The sequence below is a fragment of the Blastococcus sp. TML/C7B genome (assembly GCF_016612845.1).
Taxonomy (GTDB): Bacteria; Actinomycetota; Actinomycetes; order Mycobacteriales; family Geodermatophilaceae; genus Blastococcus.
On sequence record NZ_JAEOAA010000001.1, the window covers coordinates 1868171 to 1882247 of the forward strand.

Annotated in this window: 15 protein-coding genes and 3 pseudogenes; 4 read left to right on the forward strand and 14 right to left on the reverse strand. The window is 73.3% G+C overall.

What is annotated here, in order from left to right; all coding sequences use genetic code 11:
• Window positions 1-6: 6 nt before the first annotated feature.
• A complete protein-coding gene (locus JKP76_RS09105; RefSeq protein ID WP_200490565.1) occupies window positions 7-477 on the forward strand; it encodes a hypothetical protein in 471 nt (156 codons plus the stop codon).
• 3 nt (window positions 478-480) lie between these two features.
• Here the strand turns inward: JKP76_RS09105 and JKP76_RS09110 are convergent, their stop codons facing one another.
• From JKP76_RS09110 to sodN, 6 genes are all read right to left on the reverse strand, one after another.
• Window positions 481-1221 carry an HAD-IIA family hydrolase gene (locus JKP76_RS09110; RefSeq protein ID WP_200491356.1) on the reverse strand — a complete coding sequence of 247 codons (741 nt, stop codon included), beginning with the start codon at window positions 1219-1221 and terminating at the stop codon, window positions 481-483.
• 90 nt (window positions 1222-1311) lie between these two features.
• Window positions 1312-1791 carry a GNAT family N-acetyltransferase gene (locus JKP76_RS09115; RefSeq protein WP_200490566.1) on the reverse strand — a complete coding sequence of 160 codons (480 nt, stop codon included), beginning with the start codon at window positions 1789-1791 and terminating at the stop codon, window positions 1312-1314.
• Window positions 1788-2585 (reverse strand): CDP-diacylglycerol--serine O-phosphatidyltransferase, encoded by a 798-nt coding sequence (gene pssA / locus JKP76_RS09120; protein ID WP_200490567.1) that lies wholly within the window; start codon window positions 2583-2585, stop codon window positions 1788-1790. Before pssA ends, JKP76_RS09115 begins: the two co-directional genes overlap by 4 nt.
• A gap of 8 nt (window positions 2586-2593) precedes the next feature.
• Entirely contained in the window at window positions 2594-3259 is a 666-nt protein-coding gene (locus JKP76_RS09125) for a phosphatidylserine decarboxylase (protein WP_200490568.1), read from the reverse strand.
• A gap of 31 nt (window positions 3260-3290) precedes the next feature.
• Window positions 3291-4547 carry a PP2C family protein-serine/threonine phosphatase gene (locus JKP76_RS09130; RefSeq protein WP_200490569.1) on the reverse strand — a complete coding sequence of 419 codons (1257 nt, stop codon included), beginning with the start codon at window positions 4545-4547 and terminating at the stop codon, window positions 3291-3293.
• A gap of 140 nt (window positions 4548-4687) precedes the next feature.
• Window positions 4688-5089 (reverse strand): superoxide dismutase, Ni, encoded by a 402-nt coding sequence (sodN, locus tag JKP76_RS09135; RefSeq protein WP_200490570.1) that lies wholly within the window; start codon window positions 5087-5089, stop codon window positions 4688-4690.
• Window positions 5090-5139: 50 nt separating this feature from the next.
• Here sodN and sodX point away from each other — a divergent pair, with 50 nt between their 5' ends.
• The gene (gene sodX, locus JKP76_RS09140; RefSeq protein ID WP_309229872.1) at window positions 5140-5508 is read left to right on the forward strand and encodes a nickel-type superoxide dismutase maturation protease; all 369 of its coding nucleotides are present in this window, start codon (window positions 5140-5142) and stop codon (window positions 5506-5508) included.
• 4 nt (window positions 5509-5512) lie between these two features.
• Here the strand turns inward: sodX and JKP76_RS09145 are convergent, their stop codons facing one another.
• The gene (locus tag JKP76_RS09145) at window positions 5513-6115 is read right to left on the reverse strand and encodes a dTDP-4-dehydrorhamnose 3,5-epimerase family protein (RefSeq protein WP_200490572.1); all 603 of its coding nucleotides are present in this window, start codon (window positions 6113-6115) and stop codon (window positions 5513-5515) included.
• A gap of 53 nt (window positions 6116-6168) precedes the next feature.
• Here JKP76_RS09145 and JKP76_RS20715 point away from each other — a divergent pair.
• Together JKP76_RS20715 and JKP76_RS23395 are read left to right on the forward strand one after the other, a co-directional pair.
• Window positions 6169-6762, forward strand: a pseudogene (locus JKP76_RS20715) (NADP-dependent malic enzyme); the annotation flags it as partial.
• A gap of 142 nt (window positions 6763-6904) precedes the next feature.
• The gene (locus JKP76_RS23395) at window positions 6905-7363 is read left to right on the forward strand and encodes a malic enzyme-like NAD(P)-binding protein (protein ID WP_309232896.1); all 459 of its coding nucleotides are present in this window, start codon (window positions 6905-6907) and stop codon (window positions 7361-7363) included.
• A gap of 15 nt (window positions 7364-7378) precedes the next feature.
• Here JKP76_RS23395 and JKP76_RS09155 read toward each other — a convergent pair whose 3' ends face one another.
• From JKP76_RS09155 to JKP76_RS09175, 7 genes and pseudogenes are all read right to left on the reverse strand, one after another.
• The gene (locus JKP76_RS09155) at window positions 7379-8092 is read right to left on the reverse strand and encodes a metal-dependent hydrolase (protein ID WP_200490573.1); all 714 of its coding nucleotides are present in this window, start codon (window positions 8090-8092) and stop codon (window positions 7379-7381) included.
• A gap of 79 nt (window positions 8093-8171) precedes the next feature.
• Entirely contained in the window at window positions 8172-8357 is a 186-nt protein-coding gene (locus JKP76_RS09160; RefSeq protein ID WP_200490574.1) for a DUF6104 family protein, read from the reverse strand.
• A gap of 6 nt (window positions 8358-8363) precedes the next feature.
• Window positions 8364-9359 carry a hypothetical protein gene (locus JKP76_RS20725; RefSeq protein WP_242471238.1) on the reverse strand — a complete coding sequence of 332 codons (996 nt, stop codon included), beginning with the start codon at window positions 9357-9359 and terminating at the stop codon, window positions 8364-8366.
• 295 nt (window positions 9360-9654) lie between these two features.
• Window positions 9655-9876: pseudogene (locus JKP76_RS20730) on the reverse strand (thiamine pyrophosphate-dependent enzyme); the annotation flags it as partial.
• Window positions 9877-9934: 58 nt separating this feature from the next.
• Window positions 9935-12049 (reverse strand): annotated as a pseudogene (locus tag JKP76_RS20735) (multifunctional oxoglutarate decarboxylase/oxoglutarate dehydrogenase thiamine pyrophosphate-binding subunit/dihydrolipoyllysine-residue succinyltransferase subunit); the annotation flags it as partial.
• Window positions 12050-12194: 145 nt separating this feature from the next.
• The gene (locus JKP76_RS09170; protein WP_242471239.1) at window positions 12195-13025 is read right to left on the reverse strand and encodes an ABC transporter permease; all 831 of its coding nucleotides are present in this window, start codon (window positions 13023-13025) and stop codon (window positions 12195-12197) included.
• Window positions 13022-14032, reverse strand: coding sequence for an ABC transporter ATP-binding protein (locus JKP76_RS09175; protein ID WP_200490575.1), 1011 nt, complete (start codon window positions 14030-14032; stop codon window positions 13022-13024). The genes JKP76_RS09170 and JKP76_RS09175 overlap by 4 nt, the downstream gene beginning before the upstream one ends.
• Window positions 14033-14077: the final 45 nt, after the last annotated feature.

The window sequence follows — 14077 nt, forward strand, 5'->3', positions numbered from 1 at the left end:
GCCGTCGTGACCGAGCAGACGCCGCAGCCGCGCCGGCTGGCCGACCGGCTCTTCGGTGCGGTGACCCCCGCGCCCGAGGTGCGGCCCGCGCCGCCGCGCGAGGAGGCACCCCGCTCGGTGCGGCAGGCGGCCGCGCTGGTCGCCGTGGAGGCCGCCGGCTTCGTCGTCCTCGCGCTGGTGCTGCTCTGGCTGACCCTCACCGGCGACCCCGAGAGCGTGCCCCGCGCGCTGGCCGAGGTCGTGCTCGCGGGGCTCGCCGCGGGCGTCCTGGGCGCCGCCGCGGTCGGCCTGCGCCGGCTCGCGGGGTGGGCGCGGGGGCCGGTCATCGCCCTGCAGGTGTTCTTCGGGGCCGCGGGCTTCGTCGCGACGTTCCAGGCCGCGCGGCCGGAGATCGGCATCCCGGTGCTGGTGCTCGTGGCCGGCGTCGTCTACCTGCTCATGACCCCCGAGGCGCGGCTGGCCTACCTCGACCGCTGAGGTTCAGACCAGGTCGATGACGTCGGCGATCGAGTCCAGGACCCGGCCCGGGCGGAACGGGAAGCGGGCCACGTCGGCCGCCGCGGTGGAGCCGGACAGCACCAGGATCGTGTCCAGGCCCGCCTCGATGCCGGCGACGACGTCGGTGTCCATGCGGTCGCCGATCATCACCGTGGACTCCGAGTGCGCCTCGATCCGGTTCATCGCGCTGCGGAACATCATCGGGTTGGGCTTGCCCACGAAGTAGGGCTCGGCGCCGGTCGCGCGGGTGATCATCGCCGCGACCGAGCCGGTCGCGGGCAGCGGCCCCTCCGGCGAGGGGCCGGTGACGTCGGGGTTGGTGGCGATGAAGCGGGCGCCGCGGCCGATCAGGCGGATGGCGCGGGTGATCGCCTCGAACGAGTAGGTGCGGGTCTCGCCCAGCACCACGTAGTCGGGGTCGGTGTCGGTCATGACGTAGCCGACCTCGTGCAGCGCGGTGGTCAGCCCGGCCTCGCCGATGACGTAGGCCGACCCGCCCGGCAGCTGGGTGCGCAGGAAGTCCGCGGTGGCCAGCGCGGAGGTCCACAGCGACTCCTCGGGCACGTGCAGCCCGGTGCGGGCCAGCCGGGCGGCGAGGTCGCGCGGGGTGAAGATCGAGTTGTTGGTGAGCACGAGGAAGCGGCGGCCGCGGTCGACGAGCCGCTCGAGGAACTCGGCCGCGCCCGGCAGCGCCTGCTCCTCGTGGACCAGCACGCCGTCCATGTCGGTCAGCCAGCACTCGGCGGGGACGCGCTCGGTGGTCACGGCGGTCACGCTAGGCCCTGCGGGGTGGCCGGGCCTCCCGTGACCGGTCTACCGCGGGGCGGCGAAGGCGGTCAGGGCGTCGTCGGTCAGCCGGAAGACCGTCCAGTCGTCCATCGGGACGGCACCGGCCGCGCGGTAGAACTCGATCGACGGGGTGTTCCAGTCCAGCACCGACCACTCCAGCCGCGAGTAGCCGCGCTCCACGCAGACCGCGGCCAGCGTGCTCAGCAGCGCGCGGCCCAGCCCGCGGCCGCGCTGGGCGGGCTGCACGTAGAGGTCCTCGAGGTAGATGCCGTGCGTGCCGCGCCACGTGGAGAAGTTGAGGAACCACAGCGCGAGGCCGACGACGCGGCCCTCGTCGTCCTCGGCGACGTGGCCGAACAGCGCGGGGGCCTCGCCGAAGAGGCACGCGGTGAGCTGCTCCTCGGTGAGGCGCACCTCGTGCAGGGCCCGCTCGTAGTCCGCCAGCTCGCGCACCAGCCCCACGGCCGCGGGGACGTCGCCGGGCCGGATGGGTCGCACCGTCACGACAGCGCCTCCTTGATCGAGGCCGGCACCAGACGGGCCAGCGGGGAGAGCACCGGCACGAGCACCGGCGCGAACAGGTAGCCGTAGGCCAGGACGATCCCGGTGTGGACCGGGGCGAGCGCGAAGGCGACGACGAGCAGCAGCGCCACCGCCATCGGGCCGTACGGCCGGCCGCTGCGCGGGCTCACCAGCGAGCGGAACGACCGGTAGCGCACGTTGCTGACCATCAGCAGCGCCGGCACGGCCATGACCAGCAGCACCCAGAGCCGGTCCCGGCCCTGCATCTGGTCGCCGAACGCGAACACAGAGGCCAGCACGACGCCGGCGGCGCCGGGGCTGGGCATGCCGGTGAAGTACCGCTTGTCGGCGGTGGGGTCGATGGTCACGTTGAACCGGGCCAGCCGGATCGCCGCGCACGCGACCCACAGGAAGCAGGCCACCCAGCCGAGCACGTCCCACTCGTCGCGGCCCTCGGAGAAGAGCGTGAAGGCCACCAGCGCCGGGGCCAGGCCGAAGGAGACGAGGTCGGCCAGCGAGTCGAACTGCAGGCCGAACGGGGTGACGGCGCCGACCTTGCGCGCCACCGCGCCGTCGAGGATGTCGAACAGCACCGACAGCCCGATGAGGACGGCGGCCACCCCGTGCTCGCCGCGGATGGACACGAGGATCGCCCCGAAGCCGCAGCCCATGTTGGCGAGGGTGAACAGGCTGGGCAGGGTGGCCAGGGCCCGTCGCCGGGAACCCGTGACCGAGCCGCGCACGAACTCGGCCGTGGCGGTGCGCCGCGTCGGCACCGGGGGCCTCAGCGGGCGGCGGGCCAGCGGGCGATGACGGTATCGCCGCCGCGCACGCGCTGCCCCGTCGTCACGGTCAGCTCGCAGTCGAGCGGCACGAAGACGTCCATCCGGGAGCCGAACTTCATCAGGCCCATCCGCTCACCGGTGGCCAGCCGCTGACCGACGCCGGTGCGGGTGACGATCCGCCGCGCCAGGACGCCGACGATCTGCCGGAAGACCACGGTGCGCTCGCCGTCGCGGAGCCAGAGCTCGCTGCGCTCGTTGCGGTGCGCGGAGTCCCGCCGGTAGGCCGCGAGGAAGCTGCCCGGCCGGTAGGAGCTCTCGACGACCTCGCCGCGGTAGGGCGACCGGTTCACGTGCACGTCGACGACGGAGAGGAAGACGCTGACCTGCTGCCACTCGCCGGGGGGCGCGACACCCTCCTGCGGCTCGCCGGCGACCATGACCACGCCGTCGGCCGGGGAGAGCACCTCGTCCGGGTCCGCCGGCTCGACGTCGCAACGCCGGTCGGGGTCGCGGAAGAACAGCGCCATGTACGCGGACAGGCCCAGCAGCGGCCAGGCGGCCGCCCGGGCTCCGCGGCGGCCGGTGACGCGGCTCAGCGCCAGCAGGCCGGCAGCGGGGACCAGGGGTCCGGTGAGGAAAGGCCACCCGGCCCGGTCGATGCGCATCGTGGTTGAACCGTACCGGCCGGGCACCGGCTCACTCCGGGCGCGCGACGGTCGACGCCCGGGAGGGGTCGGCGCCGAGCTCGGTGCTGCGGTCGCGCTGCGGGCCGCCGTACCAGTCGAGGCAGACCATCGTCGCGTCGTCCTTGAGGTCGTGACCAGTGGCTCGCAGCACGGCGCCCCCGAGCTCGTGCACGACCTCGCGAGGGTGCAGGTCGGCGCTGTCGGCCAGGGCAGCGGCGACGTCGAGGGTGGCGGCGTTGCGCTCGAGCATGCCGTCGGTGAGGAAGACGATCCGGTCGCCGGGCTCCAGCGGGAACGGCTGCACCTGGAAGGACTTGCCGGGCAGGACGCCGAACGGCGGCTCGACGCGGAGGTCGATCTCCTCGACGTGGCCGTCGCGCAGCCGCAGGGGCAGGGTGTGCCCGGCGTTCACGACGCGCGCGGCGCCGGTGCGCAGGTCGAGGTCGAGCAGCTGCCCGGTGACGAACTGACCGGGCAGGCAGTTGTCGGCCAGGCTGTCGTTGGCGTAGGCGGCCTGCGCGGCGAGGTCCAGGCCGCGCCGCCGGCCGTTGCGCAGGCTGCCGACCAGCAGGGTGGCCAGCAGCGCCGCCTCCACCTGGTGGCCGACGGCGTCGGTGATGGAGAGGTGCAGCGCGTTGCGCTCGAGGGTGTAGTCGAAGGTGTCGCCCCCGACGGAACCGGCCGGCTCCAGCCAGCCGGCCAGCGTGAACTGCCCGGCCTCGCAGGTGTAGGAGGCCGGCAGGAGCCGGCGCTGGATCTCGGCGGCCAGCGCGAACGGGGTGGAGCGCTGGCCCCACTCGAACACGTCGGTGTGCCGGCGCGCGGCGATCACCACGTAGGCGAGGGCGTGCGCCGCGCTGCCGATGTCGGCGACGTCGTCCGCCGACGGGTAGCCGGGGAGGACCAGCTCCAGGACACCGATGGCGTCGCCGCGGTCGGTGACCGGGGCCAGCACGCGCGCGCCGTCGCCGAGCTCCTCGACGTGGACGCGCTGGGTGCGGATCACGCGGTCGTACGGGGTGCCCTCCAGCGGGAGGGTCTCGGCCTGCTCGCCGTCGTGGGTGCGGGCCCCGGAGACGGGCCCTGCCGAGGTCAGCCGGACGACGGAGTGGCCGCTGAAGTCGGCGATGAGCAGCGCGGCCGATCGGGCGGCGACCATCTCGCGGAGCGCTCCGGCGACGGCTTCGACCGCGGCGATCGGTGCCGCGTTCTCCACCTTCTCCAGCAGAGCGCCGACGTCGATCACGAGGTCCTCCGGTCCGCGCACGGGCGAACCCCAGGCGCACGCGCGGTAGTGCGCCGGGCGGACAGACGACTGCCGGGTCACCCCGTGGGGTGGCCCGGCAGCTGAGCTTCGTCGACCAGCGTATCGCCGGATCGGCGAGGACGCAGGGGGAGTGCGGACCGTCAGGCGGCCTTGGTCTCCCAGAAGATCTTGTCGATCTCGGCGATGTAGTCGAGCAGCTTCTGGCCCTCGGCGGGGTCCATGCTGCCCTTGCCGCCGGCGGCGCCGGCCTGCTTGGTGGCCTTGTTGAACAGCTCGTGCAGCTGCGGGTACTTCTCGAAGTGCGGGGCCTTGAAGTAGTCGGTCCAGAGCACCCACAGGTGGTGCTTGACCAGGTCGGCGCGCTGCTCCTTGATGAGCACGCAGCGCATCTTGAAGACCTCGTCGTCGCTGCCCTGGTACTTCTCCTGGATCGCCTTGACGGATTCCGCCTCGATGCGGGCCTGGGCGGGGTCGTAGACGCCGCAGGGGAGGTCGCAGTGCGCGGTGGCCTCCACGGCGGAGAACATGCGGAACAGGCGCATGGGGATAGCCTCCGGTCTCATGGGTGGGTTCGTCTGCGACCCTACTCCCGGTGAGGACGGACGACAGCGGGGACGACCTGGGCGTTCGGGCGCTCGACGCGGTCTGGACGCGGGTACGGGTGAGCGGACCCTCGATGTCCCCGACGCTGCGCGACGGCGACCAGGTCCTCGCCCGGTCGGTGCGCGACCCCTCGCGGGTGCGCCCGGGGGACGTCGTCGTCGCCCGGTTCCCCGCCCGCCCGGAGCTGCTGGTCGTCAAGCGGGTGCGCCGGGCCGTCGAGGGCGGGCACTGGGTGGAGGGCGACAACGCCGTCCGGAGCGACGACAGCCGCGCGTTCGGGCCGGCCGTCGTCGTGGGGCGGGTCGTGGCCCGGCTGTGGCCGCGCCCGGGCCGGGTCGCCCCGGCGCCGGAGGTCTGAGCGCTCAGGCCCCGCGCAGCTGCGCGTAGCGGGCGGTGCTCTCCGCCCAGGTGGGCAGCAGGCCCTTCTCCCGGGCCTCGGCCAGCGTCGGGGCGACCTGGTCCCGGGCGGAGAGCTCGAACTCCACGTCGGCCGGCCACGGCAGGTCCAGCTCGGTGTCCAGGGGGTGGATGCCGAACTCGCGGGTGGGGTCGTAGCCGGTGGAGACCAGGTAGGTCAGGGAGCTGCCGTCGGCGAGGGAGACGAAGGCGTGCCCGAGCCCCTCGGCCAGGTAGACCGCGCGCGGCGCATCGCTGTCGAGCACCACGCTGTCGTGCACGCCGAACGTCGGCGAGCCCACCCGGATGTCGACGACGACGTCCAGGACGCGGCCGGCCGGGCAGTAGACGTACTTCGCCTGCCCGGGCGGGACGAGCGCGAAGTGGATGCCGCGCAGTGCACCCCGGGCCGAGACGCTGTGGTTGGCCTGCGCGAGGCCCAGCGGGTGGCCCACGGCCTCGGACAGGACGTCCGCGCGGTACCACTCGGTGAAGCTCCCCCGGGAGTCGCCGTGCGGGACGAGATCGATGACGTAGCTGTCGGGCACGGCCAGTTCTCGGATCTCCACGGTGGCACCGTAGCGGCACGGCTGCTCCGGGCCCGGATTACGCTCCTGGCACCATGAGCGGCAACCCGGGTGCGGACGACGCCCAGCCCGACCGTTTCGCCGACGACCCGGCCTTCGCCGTGCACGAGGGCGGCAAGCTCTCCGTCGTCCCGACCCGGCGGATCGAGTCGATCGGCGACCTCGCGCTGACCTACACGCCGGGCGTCGCCCGCGTGTCCAGCGCGATCCACGCGGAGCCGGCGCTGGCCCGCCGGTTCACCTGGGCCTCCCGGGTGGTCGCGGTGGTCTCCGACGGGACCGCGGTGCTCGGGCTGGGGGACATCGGCCCGGCGGCCGCGCTGCCGGTCATGGAGGGCAAGGCCTGCCTGTTCTCCGAGTTCGCCGGCCTGGACGCGGTGCCGATCGTGCTGTCGACCACCGACGTCGACGAGATCGTGGACACCGTCGTGGCGATCGCCCCCTCGTTCGGCGGCATCAACCTCGAGGACATCAGCGCGCCGCGCTGCTTCGAGATCGAGGAGCGGCTGCGCGAGCGGCTGCCCATCCCGGTCATGCACGACGACCAGCACGGGACGGCGATCGTCGTGCTCGCCGCCCTGCGCAACGCGGCCCGGGTGACCGGGCGGGCGATGGCGGACCTGCGGGTCGTCGTCTCCGGCGCGGGCGCGGCGGGCGTGGCCTGCACCAAGATCCTGCTGGAGGCGGGCGTCGGGGAGCTCGTGGTGGCCGACTCCCGGGGCCTGCTGCACGCCGGCCGGGGGCGACCTGACCGCCAGCAAGCAGTGGCTGGTGGAGAACACCAACCCGTCCGGCCACGCCGGGACGATGGCCGACGCGCTCGTGGGCGCCGACGTCTACCTGGGGCTCTCGGGCGGCTCGGTGCCGGAGTCGTCGATCGCCGCGATGGCCGAGGACGCGATCGTCTTCTCGCTGGCCAACCCGATCCCCGAGGTCGACCCGGCGATGGCCGCCCGGCACGCCGCCGTCGTCGCCACCGGGCGCAGCGACCTGCCGAACCAGATCAACAACGTGCTCGCCTTCCCCGGCGTCTTCCGCGGCGCGATCGACGCCGGTGCCACGAGCATCACCGAGGAGATGAAGCTGGCCGCCGCCGTCGCGCTGGCCGACGTGGTGGGGGAGGACCTGCGGCCCGAGTACATCGTGCCCAGCCCCCTGGACCGCCGCGTCGCGACCGCCGTCGCCGAGGCCGTCGCGGCGTGCGCCCGGGAGCAGCACGTCACCGTCTGACGCCCGGGGCGTGGATCAACCGGCGCTGCTGAACCGGTCGACGATCGGGTCGAACGTGCGGCTGATGTCGGTGTTCACCCAGATGAGAACGACGGTGGCGAGGAGGAACGCCGGCACCAGCACGGCCTTCTCGAACACCGTCCCGGTGCGCATCGGCGAGAACGCGATGCGCGTCCGGCGGACCAGCCAGAGCACCGGCAGCGGGACCCCGGCCTTGGTGAGCGCGTCCCCGGCGATGTGGGTGAGCACGCCGAGGGCCACCGCCCACGGCAGCCAGGTCGGCTGCGGGCTGTGCTCCAGCAGCCACCAGGCTCCGGCCCACGACAGCGCCATGTTGCCGACGATCGTCGTCTCGGTGGTGCCGGGGATGACGAAGTGGAGTGCGTGCAGCGCCAGACCGATGGCCAGCGCCATGAGCAGCAGGCTGGACCAGTAGACGTCCGCCGCGAGGATCGCCAGCCCTCCCAGCGCCAGTGGCGCCAGCACCGCGTCGTGCGTGCCCCAGCGGTGCCCGCCGGTGACCTTGCCGACCAGCCCCGAGGGGACGTCGGTCACCGGCCCCCACATGTCCGAGACCGTCGACCCGCGGTGGTCGAGGTCGGGCAGCATGGCGAACCCACCGGCCGCCGCGATCCAGGACATCTGCGCGACGGTCCCCGAGACCGGGGCCCAGGGGAGGGTCGCCGCCCCGGCGGCGAGGCCGGAGAGGGCATGGGAGTGACCGAGCACCTACCCAGCGTGCGCCCGAGGGCCGGGCATGCGGGGGAGGCGCGCAGAGGGGCCCCTCCCGGTGGGAGGGGCCCCTCTGTCAGTCGTCGTCGTCCGCGTCCGCGCCGCCGCGGGCCAGCCAGGTGGCCAGCCGCTCGACCGGTACCTCGAAGTCGGGGTGCAGGTCGACGAACACCTGGAGCTGGTCGGCCAGCCAGGCGAGGCTGACCTCCTCCTGGCCGCGCCGCTGCGCGAGCTCCTCCAGGCCCCGGTCGGTGAAGTACATCGCGGGCTACTTCGCGAGCGCCTCGGCGACCAGCTGGCGCTGCTCGACGTCGTGCACCTTGGCCGAGCCGACCGCCGGGCTGGCCGACGCGCGCCGGCTGACCCGCCGGAACGTGCGGCCCGAGGGCAGGTGCTCGGGGAGGTTGACGGCCATGAACTGCCAGGCGCCCATGTTCGCCGGCTCCTCCTGCACCCACACCACGTCGGTGGCGTTCGGGTACTGCTCCAGCGCCTCGGCGATCTGCTGGGCGGGCAGCGGGTAGAGCTGCTCGACCCGGACGACGGCGACGTCGGTGGAGCCCTCGGACTCGCGCTGGGCCATCAGGTCGTAGGCGACCTTGCCGCTGCACAGCAGCACCCGGCGCACCGCCGCACCGTCCAGCGGCCGGCCGGCCACGCCCGGGTCGGGCAGGACGTGCCGGAAGCCCTCGTCGGTGAAGTCGCTGACCGGGCTGACCGCCACCTTGGCCCGCAGCAGCGACTTCGGGGTGAACACGACCAGCGGCCGGTGCACGTCCGAGAGCGCCTGGCGGCGCAGCAGGTGGAAGTAGTTGCCCGGCGTCGTGCAGTTGGCGACGGTCATGTTGTTCTCCGCCGACAGCTGCAGGAAGCGCTCGATGCGACCGCTGGAGTGATCCGGGCCCTGGCCCTCGAGGCCGTGCGGCAGCAGCATGACCACGCCGGAGCGCTGGCCCCACTTGGCCTCGCCGGAGCTGATGAACTCGTCGATGACCATCTGGGCGCCGTCGACGAAGTCGCCGAACTGCGCCTCCCAGAGGACCAGCGCCTTGGGGTTGGCCACCGAGTAGCCGTACTCGAAGCCGAGGGCGGCGTACTCGCTGAGCAGCGAGTCGTAGACGAAGAACTTGGCCTGCTCGTCGGAGAGGTTGGCCAGCGGCGTGTACTCCGCGGCGGTCTCCCGGTCGATGAGCACCGAGTGCCGCTGCACGAAGGTGCCGCGGCGGGAGTCCTGGCCGGCCAGCCGGACCGGGACGCCCTGCATGAGCAGCGACCCGAACGGCGAGCAGCTCGCCCATGGCCCAGTCGACGCCGCCCTCGGTCACCATGGCCGCGCGCCGCTCGAGCATCTTCTTGAGCTTCGGGTGCGGGGTGAACTCCGGCGGGAACGAGACGTGCGCGTCGCCGATCGCCTTGAGCACCTCGGGGGTGATGGCGGTCTGCAGCTGCGACTCGTTGGCCGTGCGCGGGTCCATGACCGGCTCGGGGCCCGAGGAGTCCTTGGAGTCGTGGGTCTCGGCGAAAGCCCGCTCGAGCTGCCCGCGGTAGTCCTTGAGGGCCTCCTCGGCCTCCTCGAGCGTGATGTCGCCGCGGCCGACCAGCGCCTCGGTGTACAGCTTCCGGACCGAGCGCTTGCGGTCGATGATGTCGTACATCAGCGGCTGGGTCATCGACGGGTCGTCGCCCTCGTTGTGCCCGCGGCGGCGGTAGCAGACGAGGTCGATGACGACGTCCTTCTTGAACGCCTGGCGGTAGTCCACGGCCAGCCGGGCGACCCGCATCGCACGCCTCGGGGTCGTCGCCGTTCACGTGGAAGACCGGGGCGCCGATCATCCGCGCGACGTCGGTCGAGTACAGGCTCGATCGGGCCGCGGCAGGGCTGGTGGTGAACCCGACCTGGTTGTTGACGACGACGTGCACGGTGCCGCCGGTGCGGTAGCCGCGCAGCTGGGAGAGGTTCAGGGTCTCCTGCACCACGCCCTGGCCGGCGAACGCGGAGTCGCCGTGCAGCAGGACGGGCAGCACGGTGAAGCCCTGCTCGCCCTTGTCGATCATGTCCTGCTTGGCCCGCACGATGCCCTCGAGCACCGGGTTGACCGTCTCCAGGTGGCTGGGATTGCTGGCCAGGGAGACGGCGATCTCGGCGTCGGAGCGGAACGGGTTGCGGAAGGTGCCGGTGGCGCCGAGGTGGTACTTCACGTCGCCCGAGCCCTGGACGGTGCCGGGGTCGATGTTGCCCTCGAACTCGCCGAAGATCTTCGCGTAGCTCTTGCCGAGCACGTTGGCGAGCACGTTGAGCCGGCCGCGGTGCGGCATGCCGATCGCGACCTCGTCCAGGCCGTGGTCGGTGCCGGCGAGCAGCACCTCGTCGAGGACGGGGATCAGCGACTCACCGCCCTCGAGGCTGAACCGCTTCTGCCCGACGTACTTGGTCTGCAGGAAGGTCTCGAACGCCTCGGCGGCGTTGAGCCGGCCGAGCACGTGCTTCTGCTTCTCGCGGTCGGGCTGCTCGTGCGCGACCTCGACCCGCTTCTGGAGCCACTCGCGCTCCTCGGGGTCGGTGATGTGCATGTACTCCACGCCGACCGTGCGGCAGTAGGAGTTGCGCAGCACGCCGAGGATGTCGCGCAGCGCCATCATCCGCTCGCCGGCGAACCCGCCGACCGGGAACTTGCGGTCGAGGTCCCACAGCGTCAGGCCGTGCTCGCGGATGTCCAGGTCGGGGTGCTTGCGGACCCGGTACTCGAGCGGGTCGGTGTCGGCCATGAGGTGGCCGTTGCGCCGGTAGGCCTCGATGACCTCGATGACGCGGGCTTCCTTGTCGATCTGCCCCTCGGTGCTCACCCGCACGTCCGGCATCCAGCGCACCGGCTCGTAGGGGATCCGCAGCGAGCGGAAGACCTCGTCGTAGAAGCCGTCCTCGCCCAGCAGCAGCGCGTGCAGGCGGCGGAGGAAGTCGCCGGACTCCGCGCCCTGGATGACCCGGTGGTCGTAGGTCGAGGTGAGCGTGATGATCTTGGAGATGCCCATCTCGGTGAGCGCCTCGGGGCTCATCCCCTGGAACTCGGCGGGGTACTCCATCGCGCCGACGCCGACGATCGCGCCCTGGCCGGCGGTCAGCCGCGGCACCGAGTGCACCGTGCCGATCGTGCCGGGGTTGGTCAGGCTGATCGTGGTGCCGGAGAAGTCCTCCATCGTCAGCTTGCCGCCGCGCGCCCGGCGGATGATGTCCTCGTAGGCGGCCCAGAACTGGGCGAAGTCCATCTCCTCGGCGGCCTTGATCGAGGCGACCACCAGGGACCGCGAGCCGTCGGGCTTGGGCAGGTCGATGGCCAGGCCGAAGTTCACGTGCTCGGGCTGGACGTGCACCGGCTTGCCGTCGACCTCGGCGAACGCGCTGTTCATGTTCGGGAAGTCGTCCAGCGCGCGGACCAGCGCGTAGCCGATGAGGTGGGTGAAGGAGATCTTCCCGCCGCGGGCCCGCTTGAGGTGGTTGTTGATGACGATGCGGTTGTCGGCCAGCAGCTTGGCCGGCACCGCGCGCACGCTCGTGGCCGTCGGCACGGTGAGCGAGGCGTTCATGTTCTTGACCACCGCCGCGGCGGCGCCGCGCAGCGGCGACTGCGTCGCGCCCGTGGCCGGCGCGGGGGTGGCGGGCTTGGCGGCCTTCGGCGCCGGGGCGGCCGGCTGCTGCTGGTCGGCGCGGTCCGCGGCGCGGGCGACGACGGTGCCCTCGGACTGCGGCTCGGGGCGCGAGGGCACGGGGGCCGGCTTCGCGGCGGGCGCGGGCGTCGGGGTCGCGGCCTTCGCGGGTGCCGGGCTCGCGGCCTTGGCCGGTGCCGGGGCGTTCTCGCGCACCCCGCCGTCGACCGGGCTGCCCGGGCGGTAGTCGGCGAAGAACTCGTGCCAGGCCTGGTCCACGCTGGACGGGTCGGACTGGTACTGCTGGTACATCTCCTCGACCAGCCACTCGTTGGTGCCGAAGCCGGTCACCGGGGACTGGGCGGAGGGCCGGGATGAGTTCTCGCTTGACACGGGGTCGAGTGCCTTCTTCGTCTCTGGGCTGCGTCTTCGGGGCAAGGATGGCTGAGCGGGCAGTCTACGCCCGTCGGCCGCGGCCGACCGGGCGTGACGGCGGCCGCGCCGGTCGCCCGGGCGCGGCCGCCGGAGGTGTCAGACGACGTCCCGCCGGACGGACAGGAACGTGCCGAGCAGCGCCGCCAGGAGGCCGTAGCCGAGCAGCAGGAAGCCGCCCTGCCAGGCGCCCAGCAGCTCGGGGCCTGTCGACCGTCGCCGTCATGGCCTCCAGGCCCCCGCCGGGCAGCCACTTGTAGGCACCGGAGGTGGCGGGGATGGAGCGGATGACCCCCTCCACCACGAACAGGTAGACCAGCGCGGCCACGATGGCGCCCACCTGGTTGCGCAGGAGCGCGCCCAGGCCCACGCCGATGACGGCGTAGATGACCAGCGCCAGGCCCGAGGTCAGCATGACCTCGAGGTTGTCGGCGGTCAGGGACGGCGCGGCGCCGCGGGCACCGGCGTAGATCACGACGGTCACGTACCCGACGAGCACCGCCACGACGGCGAAGGGCACCGCGGCCAGCGCGTAGGCGATCAGCTTGGCGACGACGACGCGCCCGCGGCGAGGCGTGGTGAGGAACGTCGGCGTCGCCGTCCGGTGCCGGTACTCCTGGGTCGCCCCGATGATCCCCAGGATGATCGTGAGGATCGTGGCGCCCGAGGCCTGGGCGAGGGCGGTCTGCTCGAACTCCGCGGTGCCGACGGGCGGCAGCCCGCTGTCGGGGTTCCCGGCGAAGGCGGTCATCAGCGCGGCGAACCCGGCGGTGAGCACGGCCGCGGCGATCAGCATGGCGAGCCAGACGCGGGTGGTGAACAGCTTGGTCCACTCGGCGCGGACGAGCCGGGTCATCGGGCTGCTCCCTCGGGGACGGCGGTACCGGCGGTCGGGGCGGCGAACTGGCCCTGCCCGGCGGTGAGCTGGAAGTAGATCTCCTCCAGGCCGCTGGTGCGCGAGCGCAGCTCGTGCAGCTCCACCCCCGCGGCGAAGGCGCGGGCGCCGATCTCGTCGGTGGTCCGCCCGGTGACCGTGAGGGCCGTGCCGTCGAGGGCCAGCTGCACGCCGTCGGCCCGCAGGGCCTCGGCCAGCCGGCCCGCCTCCGGGCTGCGCACGAGCACCGTGCCGGCTCCGTCGGCACCGGCCCGCAGGTCGCTCATCGAGCCCTCGCGCACCAGCCGGCCCGCGCCCACGATGACCACGCGGTCGACGGTCTGCTCGACCTCCGACAGCAGGTGGCTGGACACCAGCACGGTCCGCCCCTGCTCGTGCGCCAGGTGCCGGAGGAAGCCGCGCAGCCACTGGATGCCCTCGGGGTCCAGGCCGTTGGCCGGCTCGTCGAGCACCAGGACGGCGGGGTCGCCCAGCAGCGCGGTGGCCAGCGCCAGCCGCTGCCGCATGCCGAGGGAGTAGCTGCCGGCGCGGCGGTTGCCGGCGTCGGCCAGGCCCACCTGGACCAGCACCTCGTCGGCGCGCTCGATCGGCAGGCCGGCGGCGCGGCAGTACACCCGCAGGTGGTTGCGCCCGGAGCGTCCCGGGTGGAACGCCGTCTCGAGCACCGCGCCGACGGTGCGCACCGGATCGGGCAGGTCCGCGTAGGGGACGCCGTCGAAGGTCGCCGTCCCGGTGTCGGGGCGGATGAGCCCGAGGACCATGCGCAGCGTCGTGGTCTTGCCCGCGCCGTTGGGCCCCAGGAAGCCGGTGACCTGGCCGGGCTCCACGGTGAACCCCAGGTCGGTCACCGCCCGGACGGCCCCGAAGGACTTGGTCAGTCCGCGGACCTCGACCCGCACGGGGCCGGTCGCCGCGGTCGTTGCGGTGGGGATGTCGCACTCCTCGTCGTCGTCGATGGGCCCCCCCATCCAAGCGCAGCGGGCGCCCGGGGCAGCGGGTCCGCCGATCCTCGG